This is a genomic window from Aeromonas rivipollensis, assembly GCF_037811135.1.
In the GTDB taxonomy this organism is placed as follows: domain Bacteria; phylum Pseudomonadota; class Gammaproteobacteria; order Enterobacterales; family Aeromonadaceae; genus Aeromonas; species Aeromonas rivipollensis.
The window spans coordinates 3,386,593-3,409,708 of the sequence record NZ_CP149130.1; the positions used below are offsets into that span (position 1 = coordinate 3,386,593).

The 23,116-nt window shown below is 63.0% G+C and carries 25 protein-coding genes and 2 pseudogenes; 21 read left to right on the forward strand and 6 right to left on the reverse strand.

Going from position 1 to position 23,116, the window contains the following annotated elements; translation table 11 throughout:
- The first annotated feature begins 22 nt into the window (after nt 1-22).
- The 14 genes and pseudogenes from nadD (at nt 23) to WIR04_RS15380 (ending at nt 11,497) form a co-directional block, all read left to right on the forward strand.
- Nucleotides 23-676, forward strand: a complete 654-nt coding sequence (gene nadD, locus WIR04_RS15315) for a nicotinate-nucleotide adenylyltransferase (protein ID WP_338888034.1) — start codon at nt 23-25, stop codon at nt 674-676.
- Between the two features lie 212 nt (nt 677-888).
- On the forward strand, nt 889-1,224 hold the full coding sequence (gene rsfS / locus WIR04_RS15320; protein ID WP_025326094.1) for a ribosome silencing factor: 336 nt from the start codon (nt 889-891) through the stop codon (nt 1,222-1,224).
- Nucleotides 1,225-1,230: 6 nt separating this feature from the next.
- Nucleotides 1,231-1,698: a 23S rRNA (pseudouridine(1915)-N(3))-methyltransferase RlmH gene (gene rlmH, locus WIR04_RS15325; protein WP_025326093.1), complete on the forward strand. Its 468-nt coding sequence runs from the start codon at nt 1,231-1,233 to the stop codon at nt 1,696-1,698.
- Nucleotides 1,699-1,799: 101 nt separating this feature from the next.
- Nucleotides 1,800-3,728, forward strand: coding sequence for a penicillin-binding protein 2 (gene mrdA, locus WIR04_RS15330; RefSeq protein ID WP_338888037.1), 1,929 nt, complete (start codon nt 1,800-1,802; stop codon nt 3,726-3,728).
- Between the two features lie 56 nt (nt 3,729-3,784).
- Nucleotides 3,785-4,888, forward strand: a complete 1,104-nt coding sequence (rodA, locus tag WIR04_RS15335) for a rod shape-determining protein RodA (protein ID WP_025326091.1) — start codon at nt 3,785-3,787, stop codon at nt 4,886-4,888.
- 26 nt (nt 4,889-4,914) lie between these two features.
- Nucleotides 4,915-5,022: pseudogene (locus tag WIR04_RS15340) on the forward strand (FtsW/RodA/SpoVE family cell cycle protein); the annotation flags it as partial.
- Complete coding sequence (locus WIR04_RS15345) at nt 5,019-5,156, forward strand: FtsW/RodA/SpoVE family cell cycle protein (protein WP_338888041.1); 138 nt, start codon at nt 5,019-5,021, stop codon at nt 5,154-5,156. The pseudogene WIR04_RS15340 and the gene WIR04_RS15345, both read left to right, overlap by 4 nt.
- Entirely contained in the window at nt 5,156-6,154 is a 999-nt protein-coding gene (gene mltB, locus WIR04_RS15350; protein WP_338888043.1) for a lytic murein transglycosylase B, read from the forward strand. The genes WIR04_RS15345 and mltB overlap by 1 nt, the downstream gene beginning before the upstream one ends.
- Nucleotides 6,096-7,028 carry a septal ring lytic transglycosylase RlpA family protein gene (locus WIR04_RS15355; protein ID WP_338888045.1) on the forward strand — a complete coding sequence of 311 codons (933 nt, stop codon included), beginning with the start codon at nt 6,096-6,098 and terminating at the stop codon, nt 7,026-7,028. Before mltB ends, WIR04_RS15355 begins: the two co-directional genes overlap by 59 nt.
- Before the next feature lie 192 nt (nt 7,029-7,220).
- Nucleotides 7,221-8,450 (forward strand): D-alanyl-D-alanine carboxypeptidase family protein, encoded by a 1,230-nt coding sequence (locus WIR04_RS15360; protein ID WP_025326088.1) that lies wholly within the window; start codon nt 7,221-7,223, stop codon nt 8,448-8,450.
- A 288-nt stretch (nt 8,451-8,738) separates the two neighbouring features.
- Nucleotides 8,739-9,002 carry a DUF493 family protein YbeD gene (gene ybeD / locus WIR04_RS15365; protein WP_025326087.1) on the forward strand — a complete coding sequence of 88 codons (264 nt, stop codon included), beginning with the start codon at nt 8,739-8,741 and terminating at the stop codon, nt 9,000-9,002.
- An 81-nt stretch (nt 9,003-9,083) separates the two neighbouring features.
- Entirely contained in the window at nt 9,084-9,761 is a 678-nt protein-coding gene (lipB, locus tag WIR04_RS15370; protein WP_338888048.1) for a lipoyl(octanoyl) transferase LipB, read from the forward strand.
- Between the two features lie 98 nt (nt 9,762-9,859).
- The gene (lipA, locus tag WIR04_RS15375; RefSeq protein ID WP_025326085.1) at nt 9,860-10,825 is read left to right on the forward strand and encodes a lipoyl synthase; all 966 of its coding nucleotides are present in this window, start codon (nt 9,860-9,862) and stop codon (nt 10,823-10,825) included.
- Between the two features lie 165 nt (nt 10,826-10,990).
- Nucleotides 10,991-11,497: a GNAT family N-acetyltransferase gene (locus tag WIR04_RS15380; RefSeq protein ID WP_338888051.1), complete on the forward strand. Its 507-nt coding sequence runs from the start codon at nt 10,991-10,993 to the stop codon at nt 11,495-11,497.
- A gap of 47 nt (nt 11,498-11,544) precedes the next feature.
- Here the strand turns inward: WIR04_RS15380 and nqrE are convergent, their stop codons facing one another.
- The 4 genes from nqrE to WIR04_RS15400 form a co-directional block, all read right to left on the reverse strand.
- Nucleotides 11,545-12,144: an NADH:ubiquinone reductase (Na(+)-transporting) subunit E gene (nqrE, locus tag WIR04_RS15385; protein ID WP_025326083.1), complete on the reverse strand. Its 600-nt coding sequence runs from the start codon at nt 12,142-12,144 to the stop codon at nt 11,545-11,547.
- A 172-nt stretch (nt 12,145-12,316) separates the two neighbouring features.
- The gene (locus tag WIR04_RS15390) at nt 12,317-12,742 is read right to left on the reverse strand and encodes a hypothetical protein (RefSeq protein ID WP_338888053.1); all 426 of its coding nucleotides are present in this window, start codon (nt 12,740-12,742) and stop codon (nt 12,317-12,319) included.
- A gap of 276 nt (nt 12,743-13,018) precedes the next feature.
- On the reverse strand, nt 13,019-14,749 hold the full coding sequence (gene recJ / locus WIR04_RS15395) for a single-stranded-DNA-specific exonuclease RecJ (RefSeq protein WP_338888055.1): 1,731 nt from the start codon (nt 14,747-14,749) through the stop codon (nt 13,019-13,021).
- Nucleotides 14,715-15,431, reverse strand: coding sequence for a disulfide isomerase DsbC N-terminal domain-containing protein (locus WIR04_RS15400; protein ID WP_338888057.1), 717 nt, complete (start codon nt 15,429-15,431; stop codon nt 14,715-14,717). Before WIR04_RS15400 ends, recJ begins: the two co-directional genes overlap by 35 nt.
- Nucleotides 15,432-15,690: 259 nt before the next feature.
- Between WIR04_RS15400 and mscL the strand changes: the two genes are divergently transcribed.
- Nucleotides 15,691-16,101, forward strand: a complete 411-nt coding sequence (gene mscL / locus WIR04_RS15405) for a large-conductance mechanosensitive channel protein MscL (RefSeq protein WP_307765105.1) — start codon at nt 15,691-15,693, stop codon at nt 16,099-16,101.
- Nucleotides 16,102-16,202: 101 nt separating this feature from the next.
- On the opposite strand, the gene xerD is transcribed toward mscL, so the two are convergent.
- Nucleotides 16,203-17,114 (reverse strand): site-specific tyrosine recombinase XerD, encoded by a 912-nt coding sequence (gene xerD / locus WIR04_RS15410; RefSeq protein ID WP_025326078.1) that lies wholly within the window; start codon nt 17,112-17,114, stop codon nt 16,203-16,205.
- Between the two features lie 197 nt (nt 17,115-17,311).
- Here xerD and fldB point away from each other — a divergent pair, with 197 nt between their 5' ends.
- The 6 genes and pseudogenes from fldB to WIR04_RS15440 all read left to right on the forward strand — a co-directional run bounded on the left by fldB (nt 17,312) and on the right by WIR04_RS15440 (nt 21,902).
- Entirely contained in the window at nt 17,312-17,830 is a 519-nt protein-coding gene (gene fldB / locus WIR04_RS15415) for a flavodoxin FldB (protein ID WP_025326077.1), read from the forward strand.
- A 63-nt stretch (nt 17,831-17,893) separates the two neighbouring features.
- Nucleotides 17,894-17,995 (forward strand): annotated as a pseudogene (locus WIR04_RS15420) (flavodoxin FldB); the annotation flags it as partial.
- A 33-nt stretch (nt 17,996-18,028) separates the two neighbouring features.
- Complete coding sequence (locus WIR04_RS15425) at nt 18,029-18,160, forward strand: hypothetical protein (RefSeq protein WP_392418334.1); 132 nt, start codon at nt 18,029-18,031, stop codon at nt 18,158-18,160.
- A 255-nt stretch (nt 18,161-18,415) separates the two neighbouring features.
- Nucleotides 18,416-19,816 carry a TldD/PmbA family protein gene (locus WIR04_RS15430; RefSeq protein WP_338888061.1) on the forward strand — a complete coding sequence of 467 codons (1,401 nt, stop codon included), beginning with the start codon at nt 18,416-18,418 and terminating at the stop codon, nt 19,814-19,816.
- Nucleotides 19,816-21,156: a TldD/PmbA family protein gene (locus WIR04_RS15435; protein ID WP_338888063.1), complete on the forward strand. Its 1,341-nt coding sequence runs from the start codon at nt 19,816-19,818 to the stop codon at nt 21,154-21,156. The genes WIR04_RS15430 and WIR04_RS15435 overlap by 1 nt, the downstream gene beginning before the upstream one ends.
- A 350-nt stretch (nt 21,157-21,506) precedes the next feature.
- Entirely contained in the window at nt 21,507-21,902 is a 396-nt protein-coding gene (locus tag WIR04_RS15440; protein WP_338888065.1) for a VOC family protein, read from the forward strand.
- A 66-nt stretch (nt 21,903-21,968) separates the two neighbouring features.
- Here WIR04_RS15440 and WIR04_RS15445 read toward each other — a convergent pair whose 3' ends face one another.
- A complete protein-coding gene (locus WIR04_RS15445) occupies nt 21,969-22,895 on the reverse strand; it encodes a L,D-transpeptidase family protein (RefSeq protein ID WP_005326662.1) in 927 nt (308 codons plus the stop codon).
- Nucleotides 22,896-23,116 lie beyond the last annotated feature (221 nt).

Below are 23,116 nucleotides of genomic sequence, written 5' to 3' on the forward strand. Positions count from 1 at the left end.
ATGATCTGACAGGAAGAGCCTCATGCTGAAGGCCCCTATCGGCATCCTGGGCGGTACCTTCGATCCCATCCACATCGGTCACCTGAGGCCCGCCATCGAGGCGCGGGACGCTCTGGGCCTGGCCGAGGTGCGCCTGCTCCCGAACCATATTCCGCCCCATCGCGCCAGTCCCTTCTGCTCCAGCGAGCAGCGGCTCGCCATGGTCGCGCTGGCGGCGGCGGAGAACCCGGGCTTCGTGGTGGATGAGCGGGAGCTGCAACGGGACACCCCCTCCTGGACCATAGACACCCTCATCGAGCTCAAGCAGGAGCTGCCGGAGACCCCTGTCTGTTTCCTGATGGGCATGGACTCCCTGCTCGGCTTGCCGAGCTGGCATCGCTGGCAGGAGCTGCTCGAACATGCCCACCTGGTGGTGAGCAAGCGCCCGGGCTGGCAACCGGATTACCCAACCGAGGTGGCCAGCCTGCTGGCCCGCCACCAAACCCGGGATGTGCAGGATCTTCATCGACACCGTCAGGGCCATGTCTGGATCGCCGACAACCTGCCCATAGAGCTGTCGGCCACCCGGCTGAGGGCCCTGCTGGCGGCAGGGCAGGACCCCAGGTACCTGCTGCCGGCTCCGGTCGCCGACTACATCCGGCGGCACCGGCTCTATCAACCATCGCCAAGCCGGTGAGCGGCACCACGCGGGTTGGTCAGCCGACATCCTGAGGCGCACCCGGCACGGGCTTGACTATTGTCCCGCCCGGTTGCGCACTATAGTGATCAACAGGGGCCTGCCTTGCCCATGGCGGCGACCCCGGATCCATTCCCTTTTGCCAGACTGGGAAACGGGAGTGACCATGATATAATCCGCCGCCCTCTGGCGCCGGAAGATAGGAGAAGACATTGCAAGGCCAAGAACTGCTCGCCTTTATCGTCGACAAGATCGATGACATGAAAGGCCGCGACATCATCACCCTGGATGTACGCGGCAAATCCAGCATCACGGACACCATGATCATCTGCTCCGGCAACTCCAATCGCCACGTCAGCGCCATCGCCCACAACCTGGCCAGTGAGGCCCGCCATGCGGGGCTCGACCTGCTCAGCGTGGAAGGTCAGCTCACCGGTGAATGGGTGCTGGTGGACATGGGTTCCGTCATCGTCCACGTGATGCAGGATGAATACCGCGACTTCTACCAACTGGAGAAACTCTGGGGTGGCACCCAGGTGCAAGCGTAACGAACGATGAAGATCCAGTTGATTGCAGTGGGCACCAAGATGCCTGCCTGGGTAGAGCGTGGCTTCGAAGAGTACCGTCGCCGTTTCCCGAAAGACATGCCGTTCGAACTCGTCGAGATAGGCGCGGGCAAAAGGGGCAAGAATGCCGACATTCCCCGCATCCTGCAAAAGGAGGGGGAAGCCATGCTGGCCGCCGCCGGCCGCTCGCGTATCGTCACCCTGGACATCCCCGGCAAGCCCTGGACCACGGAGCAACTCGCCGTATCGCTGGAGGCCTGGAAGCTCGATGGCCGGGATGTGGCGCTACTGGTGGGCGGGCCTGAAGGCTTGTCCCCCGAGTGCAAGGCCGCCGCCGAACAGAGCTGGTCCCTGTCACCCCTGACCCTGCCCCATCCGCTGGTGCGGGTGCTGGTGGCCGAGAGCCTCTACCGCGCCTGGAGCATTACCACCAATCATCCGTATCACAGGGAATGAGCCATGACACCTTGGAACATCACTCCCTCATACACCCAGTACCACAGGGGATAGTCCATGTGGTACCCGCCCCTGCTCCCCGTCAGCCATAAGGTAACGGCATGCTGAAGAATCGCATCGAAATGCGCGATCACAGTGCCGAGGGACGTCTGTTCTTCCGGCGCACCCTGGTAGCCTACATCGGCATGGTCGTCCTCATGCTGGTGCTGCTGGGTAATCTCTACTACCTGCAGGTAGAGTCTTACGAAACCTATCAGACCCGTTCCAACGACAACCGGATCCGGGTCGTGCCGGTGGCACCGCCACGGGGCCTCATCTATGACGCCAACGGCGTGCTGCTGGCGGAGAACCGCCCCGTCTACAGCCTGGAGATAGTGCCGGAAGAGACCGAGGATCTGGAGAAGACGGCCGACGAGCTGATCACCCTGCTGGCCCTGCCGGAGGGGACCAAGGAGCGGTTCCTGGCCGAGGTGAAGCGCCAGCGCCGCTTCAAGCCGGTCCCCCTGTTCGAGAAGCTGACCGAGTACCAGGTAGCCCTCTTCTCGGTCAACCAGCACAACTACCCGGGCGCCAGCATAGAGGCCTATCTCAAGCGCTACTACCCCTTTGGCGATACCCTGACCCATGCGCTGGGCTATGTGGCCAAGATCAACACCCGTGACGTGGAGCGCCTCGACAAGGAGGACAAGCTCGCCAACTATGCCGCCACCAAGGACATCGGCAAGCAGGGGGTGGAGAAGTTCTACGAGGATCAGCTGCACGGCGTGGCGGGCTACCAGGAGGTCGAGGTCAACAACCGCGGCCGGGTGGTGCGCACCCTCAAGTTCCAGCCGCCGGAGCCCGGCAAGGACATCTACCTCAACATCGACATCCGCCTGCAGTTGAAAGCGCAGGAGCTGCTGGCCGGCCGCCGGGGCGCCATCGTCATGATGGATCCCAATACCGGCGCCATCCTGGCCATGGAGTCGAGCCCGAGCTACGACCCCAACCTGTTCGTGACCGGCATCTCCAACACCAACTACTCGGCGCTGCTCAACGATCCGGCGCGCCCGCTGGTGAACCGCACCACCCAGGGCATCTATGCCCCCGCCTCTACCGTCAAGCCCATGATGGCGGTGATGGGGCTCAACGAGGGGGCCATCACCCCCAACTATCGCTACTTCGGCGGTCCCAGCTTCTCTATCCCGGGCACCACCAAGAAGTTCCGCGACTGGCGCCGCTGGGGCCATGGCTGGCTCGACGTCTATCGCGCCATCGAGGTGTCGGCCGACACCTACTTCTACGATCTCGCCTACCGGGTCGGCATCGACAAGATCCACGCCTACATGACCAAGTTCGGCTTCGGTCAGTACAGTGGCGTCGACCTCTATGAAGAGACCAAGGGCGTCATGCCGTCCCGCGACTGGAAGATGGCGCGCTGGCGTCAGCCCTGGTATCAGGGGGACACCATCTCCATCGGCATAGGTCAGGGCTACTGGAGCTCCACCCCCATCCAGCTCGCCAAGGCGATCAGCATACTGACCCAGAACGGTCACGATGTGACGCCGCACCTGCTCAAGAGCACCGCCTCGGCGGATGGCGTGGTCAACGCCCCCATCAACCCGAACGTGGCCATCGCAGCCAAGAGCGACACCTACTGGCAGGTGGCCAAGGATGGCATGTGGCGCGTCATCAACGGCCATGAGGGGACGGGACGCCGCGCCTTTGCGGGCACTCCCTACAAGGCGGCGGGCAAGTCAGGTACCGCCCAGGTGGTGGGCCTCAAGGAGAACCAGGTCTACAACGCGGCCACCACTAAGGTGGAGCACCGCGACAACGCCCTCTTCGTCGCCTTCGCCCCCTTCGAGGCCCCCAAGGCCGTGGTGGCCCTGGTGCTGGAAAACGCCGGTGGCGGCAGTGCCATGGGGGCGCCGGTCGCCCGCCACATGCTGGATGCTTACCTGCTGCCGCCAGAGCCCCAGCTGCCGCCGGCGCCCGACAAACCGTCCACCCCTGGCCCGGATCAGCGCGAGGCCGTGCCCAATGAATAACGCCGCACTCTTGCCTCCCCTCCCGAGGCCATCCATGCAGAACGAGGTCTTCTCTCATGAGTAACTCCGCCCGCCAGCAGAGTATCTGGTACAAGCTGCACATCGACCTGCCGCTGCTGCTCGGCCTGCTGGCGCTGATGACCCTCTCCATGGTGGTGCTCTACTCCGCCTCGGGCCAGGACTTTGACTCCATAGTGCGCCAGCTGGTGCGTGGCGGCCTCGCCTTCGGCCTGATGATAGGCCTGGCCCAGCTGCCCCCCTCCCTCTATGCGCGCTGGTCCGTGCCCCTGTTCACCCTGGTGGTGCTGCTGCTCATCGCGGTGGACGTGTTCGGCCATATCGGCAAGGGGGCCCAGCGCTGGCTGGACCTCGGCTTCATGAAGTTCCAGCCCTCGGAGGTGATGAAGCTCTCCATGCCCATCATGGTGGCCGCCTGGCTCAGCCGCCACTCCCTGCCCCCCAAGTTCAGCCATGTGCTGATCGCCCTGGTGATGGTGCTCTTGCCCACTTTGCTCATCGCCGCCCAGCCCGATCTCGGTACCTCCATCCTGGTGGCGGCCTCCGGCTTCTTCGTCATCTTCCTGGCGGGGATCAGCTGGTGGCTGATCGGGCTGGCGGTCTTGCTGATCTGCGCCTTCATGCCGGTGCTCTGGTTCTTCCTGATGCACGACTACCAGCGCCAGCGGGTGCTGATGCTGCTCGACCCTGAGAAGGACCCCCTCGGCCGCGGCTACCACATCATCCAGTCCAAGATAGCCATCGGCTCCGGCGGCGTCTTCGGCAAGGGCTGGCTGCAGGGCACCCAGTCCCAGCTGGAGTTCTTGCCGGAGCGCCACACCGACTTCATCTTCGCGGTGTTCAGCGAGGAGTTCGGTCTGGTGGGGGTAGCCCTGCTGCTGGTGATCTATCTCTACATCATCAGCCGCTGCCTCTTCATCTCCATGCAGGCCCAGAACAGCTTCGAACGCCTGCTCGGCGGCGCCCTGACCCTCACCTTCTTCGTCTATGTGTTCGTCAACATGGGCATGGTGAGCGGCATATTGCCTGTGGTGGGGGTGCCCCTGCCCCTGGTGAGCTATGGCGGCACCTCCATGGTGACCCTGATGGCAGGCTTCGGAATACTGATGTCCATTCAGACCCACAGAAGGCTGCTGGCATGATGAGGTGGATATATTCTGCCGGTGGTGGGGTGCCCCTGCCGCTGGTGAGCTATGGCGGCACCTCCATGGTGACCCTGATGGCAGGCTTCGGAATACTGATGTCCATTCAGACCCACAGAAGGCTGCTGGCATGATGAGGTGGATATATTCTGCCTGTCGTGGAGGACCCCTGCCCCTGGTGAGCTATGGCGGCACCTCCATGGTGACCCTGGTGGCAGGCTTCGGAATACTGATGTCCATTCAGACTCACAGACGACTGCTCGCCTGATGAGACGGGTTGGATTGCTGCTCCCTCTCGTCGCCTCGGTGGCCACCGCCGCAGTGGCACCGGATCGGCTGGCACAGCTCGCCGAGCAGCAATCCGTGCCGCTGGCCGAGTTGCAGGCCGCCGCCGCCCAGGCGCGGCTTCGCCAGGAGGTGCTCGACACCATCAGCCGCCCCTGGGAGGCCAAGCCCTGGCATAGCTACCGGCCGCTGTTCGTCACCCCGGAGCGGATCCGGGACGGGGTCGGCTTCTGGCAACGCCATGCCGCCACCCTGACCAGAGCCGAGCAGCACTACCGGGTGCCCGCCTCTCTCATCGTCGCCATCATCGGCATAGAGACCTCCTATGGCCGCCAGATGGGTCGTCATCCGGTACTCGACAGCCTCTACACCCTGGGGTTCCACTATCCCGCCCGTGAGGAGTTCTTCGCCAAGGAGTTTGCCCAGCTGGTGCTGCTTGCCCGGGAGGAGAAGTGGTCGCTCACCAGCCTCAAGGGCTCCTATGCCGGCGCCATGGGCATGGGACAGTTCATGCCCTCCAGCTATCGCCACTACGCCGTCGATTTTGACGGGGATGGCAAGCGGGATCTGTTTGCCAACCCGGCGGACGCCATCGGCAGCGTGGCCAACTACTTTGCCGAGCACCGCTGGCGCTGGGGAGAGTCTGTGGTGGAACCCGCCTTGATCGGATTGGCGCCAGTAGGTACCCTGCTGGGGCCCGAGCCCGAGCTCAAGCAGCGCTGGGCCGAGCTGGCCGCCGCCGGGATTGAACTCGCCACCCCGCTGGCACCGGACACGCCGGTGAAACTGCTGGCATTGGAGCAGGCCGATGGACCGGAATACTGGGTCGCGCGCCACAATTTTTATGTGATCACCCGCTACAACCGCAGCCCTCTCTATGCGATGGCGGTGCATCAACTCAGTCAAGCCATCCAGGACGCTTATGCATTACAGCCACAAACTTCTCCCCCTCACGCTGACCTTGTTGCTGGCCGCCTGTAGCAGCCAACCGGAGCAGGCTCCCCCGCCGCCGGTCCCGGTGCAGCCGGAAAAACCCCAGGTGATCGAAATCCCGCAAGCCACAGGCGCCATCCCGCGCCCCGAGCCCATGAGCGAGAGCGGCAACCGGGACTACTGGATCGGCAAGCAGAAGTACGAGGTGTGGCGTGACATCAAGCACTACAGCGAGGAGGGCACCGCCAGCTGGCTGTCCCAGGATCTCGATGGCAACAAGACCGCCAACGGCGACGTGCAGGACAGCACCCTGTTCAGCGCCGCCCACCGCAACCTGCCGCTGCCGAGCTATGTGCGGGTCACCAACCTGGACAACGGGCTGGAGACCATAGTGCGAGTCAACGATCGCGGCCCCTTCGGCAGCGAGCGCCTGATCGATCTCTCCCATGCCGCGGCCAAACAACTGGAGATGGTCGACGGGGGCGAGGCCAGAGTACGTCTCGAGCTCATCACCGATCAGCCGGATCAGATGGTCGAGATGGTCCCCATGACGCCGATGCAGCCCATGCAGCCGGCCGCCCAGGAGGCAGCCTTCCTGGGTGAGGCCCAGCCGGCGGCTGCGGCCACCGTCACCCCGGCCAAGGCCGCTCCCGCGGCCACCGCCACGGCGACCGGCACCCTCTCCACGCCCAAGGCCGCCACCGGCCAGGGCAAGATGATCCAGGTGCTGGCCAGCGGCTCCCAACCCAGGGCCGAGGCCATGGGCAAGGTGATGACCCAGCGCTACGGCGTGCCCTACCAGGTGGTGGCCCACGATGCCATCTTCCGGGTGCTGCTGGGACCGGTCGCCTCCGATCAGCAGGCAAGCCTGCTGGAACAGATCCGGCAGGGGGGGCTGGAGCAGGCCTTCATCGTGCCCTGATGACAAGGCAAACAGAGTGAATCGTCACTTTCCCCCGGCGTCACGTCGTTTCCCGGCGTGACGCTGACAACCGATGGATAAAAAACCAGACCAGATGGCACGCCGGACTATGACCGACCGGCACATCTGGTATAGTGGACCCCGCTTTTTTTCAACTTGGGTAATCCCCATCCAGGCACCAGGAATTTCAAGATGTCCAAATTTGCCCGTTCCGTTATTCTGGCCTCCCTGCTAAGCGCGACCGCCCAGGCCAACCAGCCGGTACCGACGCCGGATTCGGCTCTGCCGACTGCCCAGCCGGTCCCCACATTGAACAGCGCCCCCATGGTGGTGCCTGCCGCGCCGGAGATCTCCGCCAAGGCCCATATTCTGATCGACTACTTCTCCGGTCAGGTGCTGGCCGAGCAGAACGCCGACGAGCGTCTGCCCCCCGCCAGCCTGACCAAGATGATGACCTCCTACATCGTCGGCAACGAGCTGCTCAAGGGGAACATCAAGGGCACCGACATGGTGACCATCAGCCAGAACGCCTGGTCCAAGAACTACTCCGACTCCTCCAAGATGTTCATCGAGGTGGGCAAGCAAGTCTCCGTCGATGATCTCAACAAGGGCATCATCATCCAGTCCGGCAACGACGCCTGCGTCGCCATGGCCGAACACCTGGCAGGCAGCACCGACTCCTTCGCCAGCCTGATGAACTCCTGGGCCGCCAAGCTCGGCATGAAAGACTCCCAATTCAAGAACCCCCACGGTCTGGATGAAGAGGGTCACTACAGTACCGCTCGCGACATGGCCCGCCTGGGTCAGGCCCTGATCCACGATCAGCCTGAGGAGTACAAGATCTACTCCCAGAAGTCCTTCGTCTTCAACGGCATCACCCAGCACAACCGCAACCGCCTGCTGTGGGATCAGTCCCTGCAAGTGGATGGCATCAAGACAGGCCACGTCAGCCAGGTCGGCTACAACCTGGTCTCCTCCGCCACCAACAACGAGGGCATGCGCCTGATCGCCGTGGTGCTGGGCGCCAGCAGCGAAGGTTCCCGCGCCGCCGAGAGCAAGAAGCTGCTCACCTACGGCTTCCGCTTCTTCCAGAGCCTGACCCCCTACAAGGCCGGCACCGAGCTGGTGACCCAGAAGATCTGGATGGGCGACAAGTCCGAAGTGAAACTCGGGGTCGATCAGGATGTCTCCGTGCTTGTCACCCGTGGCCAGGGTAACAACCTGAAGGCGGACTTCCAGCTCGAGAGCGAGCTGAAGGCCCCGCTGGCCAAGGGTCAGCGCGTCGGTACCGTGTTCCTCAAGCAGGGTGACAAGGAGATCAAGCAGGTTCCGCTGGTCGCCCTGGAAGAGGTGCAGGAAGGTGGCCTGATGAGCCGTCTGTGGGATTACCTGGTGATGCTGGTCGCCAGCTGGTTCAAGTAATCTACCGCACAATCCCGACCAAGCAGCGGCGCCAACAGGCGCCGCTGCTGTCTTTACCACTCTGGGGCAGTGAATAACCCTGCAATCTGCAGGTTCCGCCGACGCGCCATTTGTGGTAAAAAGCAGCATTCCCACGTCCTGTCGACCTGGCGGGCCTTGATCCCGTGCCGGGCAATGCCCATATAAGATGGAGCCGTGCCCATGGTTGACGCGACTGGCGGCCCGAGTCCTTCGGCCAGACAAGATGCAAGATGAAGTCGTTTCGTGACGACGCTAAAGGTGAGTGAGATGAATACCAAGTTTGATGAGCTGCTGGAGTTCCCCTGCAAGTTCCCGTTCAAGGTGCTTGGGGTGGCCGATCCCGCCCTGCCGGATCAAGTGGTTGAAGTGCTGCAGCAACATGCCCCCGGTACTTACAGCCCCACCGTTCAGCCCAGCTCCAAGGGCAACTACCACTCGGTCCGCGTAACCGTGACGGCCCAGAGCAAAGAGCACATCGAAGCGATGTATCACGCCCTTGGCAAGATCGAGCTGGTGAAATACGTACTGTAATTTCTCTCTCGCCCCGCCATCGGGGCGAGCGATTATTTGCCATTCTGTTTTGCCGACGCAAGCGCCCGTCAGTGAGGAAAGATGTCATCACAGATCCCCGCCCAGCCACGGCTGTTAGTCAGACAGTTGGGCCGTCGCCCCTACCAGCCGGTGTGGGACGCCATGAAGGCCTTCACCGACAACCGCACCAGCGAGACGCCCGACGAGTTCTGGGTGGTGGAGCACGATCCCGTCTACACCCAGGGCCAGGCCGGCAAGGCCGAGCATCTGCTCGCCCCCGGTGACATCCCCGTGGTGCAGAGCGATCGCGGCGGCCAGGTGACCTATCACGGCCCCGGCCAGCTGGTGCTCTATGTGCTGGTGGACGTGCGCCGCAGCAAGCTCTCGGTGCGCGAGCTGGTGACCTGCCTGGAAACCGCCATCATCAATACCCTGGCGAAGAGCGGTATTGAGGCCTATGCCAAGGCCGATGCCCCCGGCGTCTACGTGAAGAACGATCTCGGCATCGAGGCCAAGCTCGCCTCCCTGGGCCTGCGGATCCGCAAGGGCTGCTCCTTCCATGGACTGGCTCTCAATATCAACATGGACATGACCCCCTTCCTGCGCATCAATCCGTGCGGTTATGCAGGCATGGCCATGACCCAGACCAGCGCCCTGGGCGGCCCGCAGAGCGTGGCCGAGGCGCAATCCATCCTGGTGATGGAGCTGGCCAGCCTGATTGGCTATGAGACGATCACGAATACCGACGAGGCATCATGAGCACGCCCTGCATCAGCACCCATGCCGGGCGCTGATGCGGAGATGTCGATGCTCCCGACGGCCATCAACCTGACAATAACAAACACCGAGAGTGAATCATGAGCAAACCCGTTCGTATGGAGCCGGGCGTCAAGCTGCGCGATGGCGACAAGATGGCCCTGATCCCGGTGAAATTCATGCCGGATCCCAACGAGGAAGTGCTGCGCAAGCCGGACTGGATGCGGATCAAGCTGCCGCCGTCGAGCCAGAAGATCGAGCACATCAAGAGCACCCTGCGCAAGAACAAGCTGCACTCGGTATGTGAAGAGGCCTCCTGCCCCAACCTGGCGGAGTGCTTCAACCACGGCACGGCCACCTTCATGATCATGGGCGCCATCTGCACCCGCCGCTGCCCCTTCTGCGACGTGGCCCACGGCCGCCCGCTGGCGCTGGATCCCGAAGAGCCGAAGAAACTGGCGCTCACCATCAAGGAGATGGGGCTGAAATACGTGGTCATCACCTCGGTGGACCGCGACGATCTGCGCGACGGCGGTGCCCAGCACTTCGCCGACTGCATCAAGCAGATCCGCGAGCACAGCCCCCAGACCCGCATCGAGATCCTGACCCCGGACTTCCGCGGCCGCATGGAGCAGGCGCTGGAGGTGTTCCGCGAAACGCCGCCTGACGTGTTCAACCACAACCTGGAAACCGCCCCGCGCATGTACCGGGTCGCCCGCCCGGGTGCCGACTACAAGTGGTCCCTCGAGCTGCTGCGCCGCATCAAGGAGATGCACCCCCATGTGCCGACCAAGTCCGGCGTCATGATGGGCCTTGGCGAGACCAACGAAGAGATAGTCCAGGTGCTCAAGGATCTGCGCGAGCACGGCGTCAACATGCTGACCCTGGGTCAGTATCTGCAGCCGAGCCGCCACCACCTGCCGGTGAAGCGCTACGTGCCGCCCGCAGAGTTCGACGAGCTGAAAGATGTCGCCATGGGGCTGGGCTTCTCCCACGCCGCCTGCGGCCCCTTCGTGCGCTCCTCCTACCACGCGGATCTGCAGGCCAAGGGCGAAGAGGTCAAATAACCTCGCCCGGAAAGAGGGGTCAGATAACCTCTCCTGCTAAAAGAAGAGCGCCCTTGGGCGCTCTTTTTGTTGAACATGTCGGACTCGACACTCCCGGCCAACCTCTTGGCTAATTCCCAGTTCCGGGGTTAAGGTGGCGACTCCCTTTCCTTGAGTGAAGCTCCGATGCCAATCCCTATCGTTCGTCTGATCCCCATGGATGAGGCGGCTTTCCCCGCCTATCGCGACTACTTCATCGACGACTACGCCCAGGATCTTGCCAGCAATCACGGGCTGACCCTGGCCGATGCCCGCCAACAAGCCGAGGCTTCCTTGCTGCAACACCTGCCCCAAGGAGCCGCCACGCCGGGCCAGAGCCTGCTCTGCATCATCCCTGTGAGTGACAATGTCGGGAGTTCAGTCGCACCGACGGCGGGCATTGCCGGCTATCTCTGGCACAGCATCGACAGCGCCGCCCACACCACCTTTGTCTATGACTTCTACATACTCCCGACCCATCGCGGACTGGGCTATGGCAAGGCCGCCATGGCGGTGCTGGAGGCCGACTTGAAGTGCCTTGGCGTCGGCCAGATCAAGCTGAGAGTCGCCTATGACAATCCGAGGGCCAGGGCGCTCTACGAGGAGATCGGCTTTCAAATCACGGGCTACAACATGGCCAAGACGCTGGGTTGATGGCTTCCGCCATCGACCCTCTTCCCGGTTTCAGTTCGCGCGGACACTCAGAGCGAGATCCCGGAAAACGACATAAAGCCGAGCGACATCAGCCCCGCCACTATGAAGGTGATGCCAATGCCTCGCAGCCCTTCCGGCACGTCCGAGTACTTCATCTTCTGGCGCAGGCCGGCGATGGCGACGATGGCCAGCAACCAGCCTAGCCCCGACCCCGCCCCGTAGACCACGGATTCGATGAAGTCGTAATCCCGCTGGGCCATGAACATGACGCCGCCGAAAATGGCGCAGTGCACCGTCAACAGCGGCAGGTAGATGCCGAGCGCGTGATGGAGCGCCGGGAAATGCTTGTCCAGCACCATCTCCATCACCTGCACCAGGGCCGCCAGCACGCCTATGTAGATGATGAAATCGAGAAAGCCGAGATCAAATTCCCCGAGGAAGGTGCTGTCCGGACGCAGTATATGGCGGTAGATCAGGTTGTTGAGGGGAATGGCGATAACCATGACCACCAGCACCGTCATGCCAAGGCCGAAGGCGGTGTTGATGTTCTTCGACACCGCGAGGAAGGTACACATGCCGAGAAAGAAGGCCAGGGCCAGGTTTTCCACAAAGATCGACTGAATAAACAAATTGACGTAATAGTCCATGAAGGCTGCTCACCACTTGATTGTGCAAAGAGAGGGTCCGCCCCTGACCAGGGGCCAGTGGCAGGAACGGGACGACAGTCAGCACGGGCGCGAACGCAGACGACGGGGGTCGGCGGATCGACAGGCAGTGATCAGCGACAGAGGCGGCGTGTGCCCGGCGAAGGGAGGGACGCTAGTCGCCGTGGCAGAAGCGATATTGCAGGTGATGGCAGAGCAGTTGCCGCTGGTGCAGATGACCAAGGCAGCCAGGCCATTGCCTGAGGTAGATGAGGGGCAGGAAGAACAGCAGGCCGCAGAGCAGACCGAGGATCTCGTGCTGGAACCAGGCCAGCAGCATCTGGTAGAGATCCGGGTCGATGGCCCCTTCCAACCGCCGCCCCTGCTCGAAGCTGAGCCGCCACTGGGAGGCGGGAGGCAGGCTGAGGTTGTCGGCCAACCCCGGCGCGGGAGGCTCGTGCAGCTGCATCGAGGATGTCGACGTCCCCTGGGCCGACAGCGCGGGCGCACTGAGCCTTGCCGCGGCAGAGGCGGCAAGCCACAGCAGGCAGGCGACGGCGAGCACCATCGGCCAGCCCAATGGTCGACCAAGGGGTGGCAAGGGGACAGGCTCCTTGAAAAGGCAAGGGGTTGAACGTGGCCGAATATATCACAATCCCGCCTTATATTGAATTTTGACCTCAGCCAACCGACAACATCCGATACAAACAACCTGCTTTCCCCACAAATCTGGCATTTAACACCCTCAAGGAAAGCAGCGGAGAACGACACCCGTCCTCACCCCTTGAGCCCCATTCAGTGAGGGTATGGCCGCTCTTGCAACAAAAACGGCCACCCCAGGGTGACCGTTTTTGCTGCCGGGCATGGCGACTGCCCGCTAGAGACCGGCGGCCTCCAGATGCTCCACCAGCAGCTGCACACTGCGGCTGCCGCGCCACTCGTTGACGTCGAGCCGGTAGACCAGCCGCACCCGTTTCACCGAGGCGTCGGGCCAGCGCTTGAGATCCACCCCGAAGGCGATAGCATCCACCGCATGACCGGAATCCGTGGTCAGCATCAGCTTGAGGTGCTTCTCCCCCACCAGCCGCTGCTGCACCAGCACGAACTCGCCGTCAAACAGCGGCTCGGGGAAGGCCTGACCCCAGGGGCCGGAGGCACGGATGAGCTCCGCCAGCTCCAGGCAGAGCTCGTCCGGCAACAGCTCACCGTCGGTAAGCAGCACCCCGGTCAGCAGTTCCGGGGTCACCAGCTCGGCGATGACGGCCTCAAACGCCCGGCCGAACGCCTCTATATTGGCCTTGGGCAGGGTCAGCCCCGCCGCCATGGCGTGGCCGCCAAACTTGCCCATCAGGCCGGGATGGCGGGTATCGAGCAATTCGAGTGCATCGCGCAGGTGCACCCCGGGGATGGAGCGACCCGAGCCCTTGAGCTCGGTCTCGCTGCTCTCGGCAAAGGCAATCACCGGTCTGTAGTACTTCTCCTTGATCTTGGAGGCCACCAGCCCCACCACCCCCTGATGCCACTCGTCCCTGTGCAGCACTATGCCGGAGGGCACCTCGCCATCGCGAAAGCGGATCTGCTCCAGGGTGGCGAGGGCCTCCTGCTGCATCCCCTGCTCTATCTCCTTGCGCTCCTGGTTGAGGCTGTCCATCTCCGCCGCCAGCTGGCGCGCCAGGTTGATGTCGTCGCAGAGCAGGCAGGCGACCCCGAGGGACATGTCATCGAGACGGCCCACCGCATTGAGGCGGGGCCCCAGGGCAAAGCCAAGATCGGCGGCGCACAGGCGGCGGCCATCCCGGCCCGACACGTCCACCAGCGCCTGGATGCCGGGGCGGCAGCGACCGGCCCGGATCCGCTGCAGCCCCTGATGGACCAGGATGCGGTTGTTGCCATCCAGCGCCACCACGTCGGCGACGGTGCCGAGGGCCACCAGATCGAGATAGTCCGCCACATTGGGGGCGCGAATGCCCTGACGCTCATACCAGCCGCTCTGGCGCAGGTGGGTGTTGAGGGCCGCCATCAGATAGAAGGCCACCCCGACCCCGGCCAGGGACTTGGAGGGGAAGTCGCAGCCACGCTGGTTGGGGTTCACTATCGCATCGGCATCAGGCAGTTCCTGGCCCGGCAAGTGGTGATCGGTAACCAGTACCCGCATCCCGGCCGCCTTGGCCGCCGCCACCCCGGCAATGCTGGAGATGCCGTTATCCACCGTGATGAGAAACTCGGCGCCCCGAGCCACCGCCAGCTCGACGATTTCGGGGGTGAGGCCGTAGCCGAACTCGAAGCGGTTGGGCACCAGAAAATCGACATGATGGCCCCCCATGGCCCGCAGGGCCAGCACGCACAGGGCCGAGCTGGTGGCGCCGTCGCAGTCGAAGTCGCCAACGATGAGGATGCGCTGCTGCGTCATCAGGGCATCCGCCAGCAGGGGCACCGCCTGCTCCATGCCGAACAGGCGCTGGGGCGGCAGCAGCTGGCTGGCGCTGCGCTCCAGCAGGGCGGGGTCTTCTACCCCGCGGCTGGCGAAGATTTGACGTAGCAGGGGATGCAGGGTGGCGGGCAGATGGGAATCATCAACTCGCGAACGACGACGGATTTGCAGGGGCATCGATATGATCCAGTAGCTTGAGCAGTTGTTCAGGGCGCTGGTAACCGCGCACCAGATCCCCGTTTGGCAGGACCCAGCTCGGCAGCGCCTTGATCCCGAGCCATTGGCTCAGGCCGATATGATGGGCAAGGATCTCATTACATCCGGCCTCAGGCAAACGATCACTGAGACTGAGTTCGCCGAGCTGCCCGGGGGCACACCAGGTCGCCTGCGCCCCGGCCAGATCGGCGAAGGTACTCAGTGCTGGCAAGAGCTGCACGCTCACCCCCTGCGCCTGCAGTATGGGCAGCTCATCGAGCGAGGTACGGCAGCTGCGGCAGGTCAGATCGGTAAAGAGTGTGATGCGGTGACGCTCGTGCGGGGCCTTGAGCTGCATCCGCTGCTCGCCGATCTGGGCCAGCGCCAGCCGGCGCTGCCGTTGCTGATCAAGCATGGTGAGATTCTTCATGCCGTGACCCAGATCCAGCATGGAGCCCTGCAGCACATAGTCGCCCCTGGCATCGCTGTAGATCAGCCCCTGGGCCGTGCCCAGCAGGAAAAGGCCAGGTAGCGGCGTCTCATCGACCAGGAAGACCTGCACGCCGAGGCGCTGCGCCATGGTCTGTTTCAATTGTTGAGGATCCATCCCCGCGTTGGCGGTAAAGGCGCACAACAGCATCATTTCCAGTAGTAAATAGCGCACTATTTCACTCACTTGGCATGAACGGGAGGTTTAATACGGTAAACCAGTGACATAGGTGACTCAACTCATAAATTACAGACTGATTAATAGAGGTGGATGCAAAAAATTCCTATTCCAGCAGGTTGCCAATTGAGCCGAGGCCCAGCAAGCTAAACGGGACAACAGGAGACGGTGAGGGCATCCCACTGTTTTCCTGATGCTTTATTATTCAAATCAAGGAGCGGCGTCGCCGCATCCTGCCCATTTTTTGGAGGGGAACATGAGTCTGATTAAAGAGTTCAAGGCCTTTGCCGCCAGAGGCAACGTCATCGACATGGCGGTCGGTATCATCATAGGTGCCGCCTTCGGCAAGATAGTCTCCTCCTTCGTGGGTGACGTCATCATGCCGCCCATCGGCCTCATCCTGGGGGGGGTGGACTTCAGCGATCTGGCCGTGACCCTGAAGGCCGCCGAAGGTGACATCCCTGCCGTGGTCATCGCCTACGGCAAATTCATCCAGACCGTCATCGATTTTCTGATCATCGCCTTTGCCATCTTCATGGGGCTCAAGGCCGTCAACACCCTGCAGAAGAAGCAGGCAGAGGAAGCCCCTGCCCCGGCCGGCCCCACCAAGGATCAGGAGCTGCTGACCGAGATCCGCGATTTGCTGAAATCCCAGCAGGGGAAATAAGCCCGGGCCTGCCCGGCACTTGCAAAAAAACCGCCACCAGGCGGTTTTTTTATGGAGGATGCCCCAGACGAGGGGCGACAACTTTCGTCAGGGGCGGGCGTTCAGGCCCGTGGATGGTGCTCCCCATGGAGCGCCTTGAGCCGCTCGTTCGCCACATGGGTGTAGATCTGGGTGGTGGAGAGATCCGCGTGCCCCAGCAGCATCTGCACCACCCGCAGATCGGCGCCGTGGTTGAGCAGGTGGGTGGCGAAGGCGTGGCGCAGGGTGTGGGGGGAGAGTTCCCCCCTGATCCCCGCCCGCTGGGCATAGAGCTTGATGCGATGCCAGAAGGTCTGACGGGTCATCATCCTGGCCTGCTTGGAGGGGAAGACCACGTCCGAGCTGGTGCCCCCCAGCAGCAGGGTACGAGCCTCTCGGTAGTAGCGCTCCAGCCAGTGGACGGCCTCCTCCCCCATGGGCACCAGCCGCTCCTTGTTGCCCTTGCCCACCACCCGCACCAGCCCCTGACGCAGGCTGACATGCTCGGCGGTGAGCCCCACCAGCTCGGAGACCCGCAGCCCGGTGGCATAGAGCAGCTCGAGCATCGCCTTGTCCCGCAGCTCCAGCGGGTCGTCCACCAGGGGCGCCGTGAGCAGCGCATCCACCTCGCCCTCGCTCAAATCGGAGGGGAGCTTCTTGGGCAACTTGGGCCCCTCCAGCAGCACTGTCGGGTCGTCGCTGCGCAATTTTTCCCGATTGAGGTACTGATAGAAGCGGCGCAGGGCCGAGAGGAAGCGGGCCGTGCTGCTGGCCGCGAACTGCTGGTCCACCCGCCAGGCGAGGTAGTGCTGGATGTCGTCCATCCCCGCCAGCAGCAGGGAGCCGCCCTGGCCGTCGAGCCAGAGGGCAAACTTTTCCAGATCCGTGCGATAGGAGCTGACCGTATTGTCGGACAGCCCCCGCTCCAGCCAGAGGGCATCCAGGAAGGGCTCGATCAGGGGATGGTTGTGCACGGCAGGGGCAGGCTTGGTCATGGGGTGTCGGTCTTGGGCAAACGGTGGCCCATTGTAGCCTGCCAGGCCGGCGCGCACATCAGGGGCTTGCGCGTCCCCGGCAGGCATAGCAGGCGGTGAAGCACGAGGGGCAATCTGCTAGACTGGCGCCCTCACTCGGGCTGTCCAACCCCCATGGTTGCCCGACCCCCTTGCCTACTGCGATCAAGAGAAGAGCGATGAAGATAGGTTTGTTTTACGGCTCAACCACCTGCTACACCGAGATGGCCGCCGAGAAGATCCGCGCCCTCATTGGCCCCGAGCTGGTTGATCTCCACAACATCAAGGACGTGCCCCTGGCCCGCATGCAGGAGTACGACATCCTGATCCTCGGCATCTCCACCTGGGACTTCGGCGAGCTGCAGGAAGATTGGGAATCCCGCTGGGAAGACATCAAGGATGTGCCTCTGGAAGGACGCATCATCGCCCTGTTCGGCATGGGCGATCAGCTGGGGTACGGCGAGTGGTATCAGGATGCCCTTGGCCTGTTGCACGATCAGCTGGTGCCCAAGGGGGTCAGGCTGGTGGGTTACTGGCCCAACGAGGGGTACGAGTTCGATGCCTCCAAGGCGCTGATCGACGATGGCCGCCACTTCGTCGGCCTGGCCCTCGATGACGCCAATCAGTACGACCAGACCGAATCCCGCATCGAGCAGTGGGTCGATCAAATCCTGAATGAGATCCACGAGCTGCTGTGATCCTGGTAGCTTACATGTTCGATGATCTCTTGGATGCGGAGCGACGATGGCCATCATCTTGTCGTCGGCCTGGCCCTCGATGACGCCAACCAGTACGACCAGACCGAATCCCGCATCGAACAGTGGGTCGACCAGATATTAAGCGAGATCCACGAGCTGCTCTGATCCAGGTAGCTTGCATGTTCGATGATCCCTTGGATGCGGAGCGACGATGGCCATCATCTTGTCGTCGGCCTGGCCCTCGATGACGCCAACCAGTACGACCAGACCGAATCCCGCATCGAACAGTGGGTCGATCAGATCCTGAATGAGATCCACGAGCTGCTGTGATCCCGCCTGGCGGCGCCAAAGAGTGTCGACGGACCGGCTTCCTCATCGCCCCTCGAGAGCGACCTTGATCTCCCCTGCCGGCAGCCGGCCACACTGGCTGCCGGGCGCAGTTATCGCACCGTTTTTCTCGTTCGGTATCATCGTCTGACGCTATAGCGACTTTTTGCTGCTGGTCTGCAACAATGGGTTCGACACCCTATAACAACCTAACACCCGGTGTCGGAAGCAAACGGACAGATCAGAAAAGGAAATTCTATGACCTCATTCTCCCTGTTGGCCCCCACCATCGCCCGCGACGTGCTCGATCACGCCCTGCGGCTGGGTGCCGACTTCGCCGAGCTGTTTGTGGAGCGCAAGCGCCGCAGCCAGCTCAGCCTGCTCTCCAGCCAGATAGAGAACATCAGCGGCGGCCTCGATTTTGGCATAGGCGTGCGCCTGTGCTACGGCCACAAGGTGCTCTACGGCTACACCAACCTGGCCAGCCGCGACGAGCTGCTGCGCATCGTCAGCCTGCTGGCGGCCAAGGACAGGCGTGACCCCGTGGTCACCGCCACCGCCTTCGATTTCACCCCCATCACAGACCGCAACCCGGTGGCCCTGCCGCTCTCGGTCGACAAGCAGCTGGAGCAGAAGATCGCCTATCTGCATGCCATGGATGCGGTGGCCCGCGCCGAGAGCGGCAAGGTGAGCCAGTTCTCCGGCAACGTGCTGGGCTGGGAGCAGGAGGTGGAGATCTTCAACAGCGAAGGGCTGCAGGTGAGCGATCGCCGCCACTACAACCGCATCATGGCCCAGACCATAGCGGTGGAAGGGGGCGAGCAGAGCGTGGGCTACGAGGCCCCCGGTGCCCTGATGGGCTGGGAGCATGCCGACCGCATAGATCCGCGGGAGCTGGCCCTCACCGCCACCCGTCAGGCGCTGGTGAAACTGGGGGCAGCCCCCTGCCCGAGTGGCACCTTGCCGGTCATCATGGAGAGCGGCTTTGGCGGCGTCATCTTCCACGAAGCCTGCGGCCACCTGCTGGAGACCACCTCGGTGGCCAAGAAGGCCTCGGTATTCCACGACAAGATGGGCCAGCTCATCGCCAATCCGGCGGTCAGCGCCGTGGATGAAGGGCTGCAGGGCAACGCCTGGGGCTCCATCAACGTCGATGACGAAGGGATGGCGACCCAGCACACCCAGCTCATCAAGGACGGCGTGCTGACCGGCTTCCTGGTAGACAGAATGGGCGCCATCAAGACCGGCCATGCCCGCACCGGCTCAGGAAGGCGCGAGTCCTACAAGTTCGCCCCCACCTCCCGCATGCGCAACACCTACATAGAGCCGGGCAGCCACAGCTTGGACGAGATGCTGGCCACCGTCGAGCACGGCATCTACGCCAAGAAGATGGGAGGCGGCTCGGTGCAGCCGGGCACAGGCGAATTCAACTTCAACGTGCAGGAGGCCTACCTCATCGAGCACGGCAAGATAACCCGGCCCCTCAAATCGGCGACCCTGATCGGTACAGGCCCGCAAGTGCTCAAAGAGATCTCCATGGTGGGGCGCAATCTGGCCCTGGCCGCCGGCATGTGCGGCTCCGTCTCTGGCTCGGTGCCCACCTCTGTCGGCCAACCCGCCTTGAAAGTTGACAATATCCTGGTAGGAGGGAACGCCTGATGAGCGCACTCGACATGAACAGCCTGCTCACCCGCCTGCTGGAGAAGGTCGCAGACCTTGGCGCCGAGGCGGACGTCATCGCCAATCAGGACAAAGCCTTCTCCCTCAAGGCCGACAAGGGGGAACTCGGCGAATACAAGGTCACCAGCAGCCAGCAGCTCGGCATTCGCCTGATCAAAGCGGGTCGGGTTGGCATCGCCTATTCGGAATCCCTCGATGAGCTGGCGCTGGATGCCATGCTGCAGGATGCGCTCGATGCCAGCCGCTTCGCCAAGGTGGATGCGGATCAGCGCATCTCGGTGGCGGGCAGCAGGATCAGCACCGACTGCGCCGAGATAAACCAGCCCGACACCACGGCGGTGGAGGAGAAGATAGCCCTGGCCCTGCGCCTCGAATCGGACATACTGGCCCTGCCAGGCGTGACCGGCGCCCCCTACAACGGTTTCTTCGAAGGGGAGAGCCGCCTCTGGCTCGCCAACAGCCGGGGCAGCCTCTGCCAGCACAGTGAATTCAGCGTCGGCTGCTATACCTCGGCGCTGGTGGAGCGGGATGGCCGCCAGTCGATGCACTCGCAAGGGCAGTATGGCCGCCGCTTCGACGAGCTGGACCCGGCCCCCCTCATCGCGCAGATCCATGGGGTAGCCGACGGCCTGCTGCCGGGAGAAGCGGTGCCAAGCGGTCGCTACAGCGTCCTCTTCAGCACCAACTGCTTCGCCAACCTGTTTGGCTGCTTCCAGGGGGCGCTGTCCGGCAAGTGGGCCCAGCAGGGGATCAACCCCTGGCGGGACAAGGTGGGACAAAGCGTGGCCTCCCGCTGGCTCACCCTGGAGAGCCGGGCCTATATGCCGGGGGGCATGCACATCAAGGCGTTCGATGGCGAAGGGGCAGCCACCTCGGATCTGCTGCTCATTGGCGAGGGGGAGCTCAAGACCCTGCTCCACAACAGCGCCACCGCCCGCCACTTCGGGGTTGCCAGCAACGGCTCGGCCGCTCGCAGCGCCCGCAGCGCTCTCGATGTGACCACCCGCCACCTGGTGTTCGGCACAGGTCCTCACAGCGAGGGCGAGGTGCAGAGCGGCGACTATCTGGAGCTGGTCAAGCTCGACGGCCTGCATTCGGGGGCCGATGCGGTGAGCGGGGACTTCTCGTTTGGCGCGTCAGGGTTCCTCTGCCGCGATGGGGTACGGCTCCAGCCGGTGCGCGGCATCACAGTGGCAGGCAACTTCTACCGCCAGCTCGGGGAGCTGGAGGCGGTCGGCAACGTGCTGCACCACAACGATGGCAAGGGCTTCTATGCGCCGCTTATCCGTTTCGGTGGCTTGAATGTCGCTGGCAAGTGACAACCAAGGGATGACAAGGAGTGCCATGCTCCTCCATCCATCCGTTTCGGTGGCTTGAATCTCGCTGGCAAGTGACTGTATCTAGTGAGAAACGCAGTTATCTTCCCCATCCAAAAGCGGCGCCATCAGGCGCCGTTTTTTCATTGATGGCACCTCTCATCGCCCACTCCTAACCTCTAAGAACCTGTCTAAGAGCTGTCGCGAGAGGCCGTCAGCAAGGTAAAGAGCAGCGCAGGAACCGGAGCGTATAGATATACGTGAGGATTCCGAGCAGCGCATGAGCCTTGATCACGATCTCGCAGCAAGATCGTAGATTGGTTCCAAGAGCCGCCGGTCGCATCGGCCGGAACATGCTGGAGAATACGAAGATGGACAACACCCTGGTCTGGGCCGACATTCCGACACGGGATCTGGATCGCGCCATGGACTTCTACTCGGCCCTGCTCGATGTGCAGGTCACCCCCATACAGGAGGAGGAGATGCGGTTTGCCATGCTGCGCCACGATGGCAACAACGCGGCGGCCTGTCTCGGCCCCATGGACAAATACCACCAGCCCGGTGGCGCCGGTCCCCTCATCTATCTCTCCCTGGGTGACAGGTTGCAGGAAGCCGAGCAGCTGGTTCCCCGGCTCGGCGGGCGGGTGCTCGAACCCCTGCACTCCATCGGCAGCGGCCACGGCTCCCGGGTCATCATAGAGGATACCGAAGGCAACTGGCTGGCCCTCTATGCCCCGCCCGCCCCTTGAGCCACATAAACAATAACGGCGACCCTGGGGTCGCCGTTATTGTTACCGAGCGTCTCGCAGAAGCGATCAGGCTTCAGGATTGAGGCGAGTCGGCATGCCGGTACGCTGTTCCAGCACCTGCTTGACCACATTGGAGTCGCTGTCCATGTGGGCGATGAAGCGGGTGGTGGCCGGGGTCATGGGGAGCGGCACAGAGGCGGTGGAGTTGAACTCCTCCTCGGTGCGCGACAGCGGCTCGTGCACTTCCATGTAACGACCGCCATCCGGCTCGACCGTGGTCTTGACCGGCTGGTTGACGAACTGGACGCGGGTACCGACCGGCACGTTGTCGAACAGGTACTTGATGTCATCGGCGCGCAGACGGACGCAACCGCTGCTCACCCGCAGACCTATGCCGAAGGTGGCGTTGGTGCCGTGGATGGCATAGAGGTTGCCGATATAAAGGGCGTGCAGGCCCATGGGGTTGTCCGGACCGGCCGGCCAGACCGCGGGCAATGTCTTGCCCTGGGCGGCGTAGCGGCGACGGATGTTCTCGGTCGGGGTCCAGGTCGGGTTGGCGCGCTTGCGCTCCACCTTGGTGATCCAGTTCTCCGGGGTGTTGACCCCCAACTGGCCGATGCCGATGGGCAGCACCTGCACCACGTTCTTGCCTTTCGGGTAGTAGTAGAGACGCATCTCCGCCACGTTGATGACGATCCCCTCGCGCGGCGCATTCGGCAGGATCAGCTGATGCGGAATGGTCAGCTTGCTGCCCGGCGTTGGCAGATAGGGGTCGACGCCCGGGTTCGCTTCCATGATGTTGGTCAGGCCCAGCTGGAAGTCGGCGGCGATCTGCTCCAGCGGACGGTTGTCTGCGGGCACCACGTATTCCTGGTTCTCACCGATCAGACGGCTGTTGGCGGCTGGCAGCGCGTATTCAACGGCGGCGGCCTGCTGGCTGACCAGGGTCAGAGTGCAAAAAAGGGCCGAAGCGGCAATGCGAAGGGGATTCATAAAATTCCTGTATGGTTTCCTGTACCTGTTGGCCTGAAGCCGGTTCATCCTCGGTCTGTCCCTTGTCGCGAGTCGCTCTCGCCCGAGGCCAATACCGAGCGCGCATTCTTTCCCGAGTCGGACAAAATTTCAACTTGAAGAGGGGGCTTTTTCGCGGAAAAGATCCATTCTCCCCCCAACAATCGACCGTGTCGGGTGCCTGTCAGCCTAACATCGCCAAT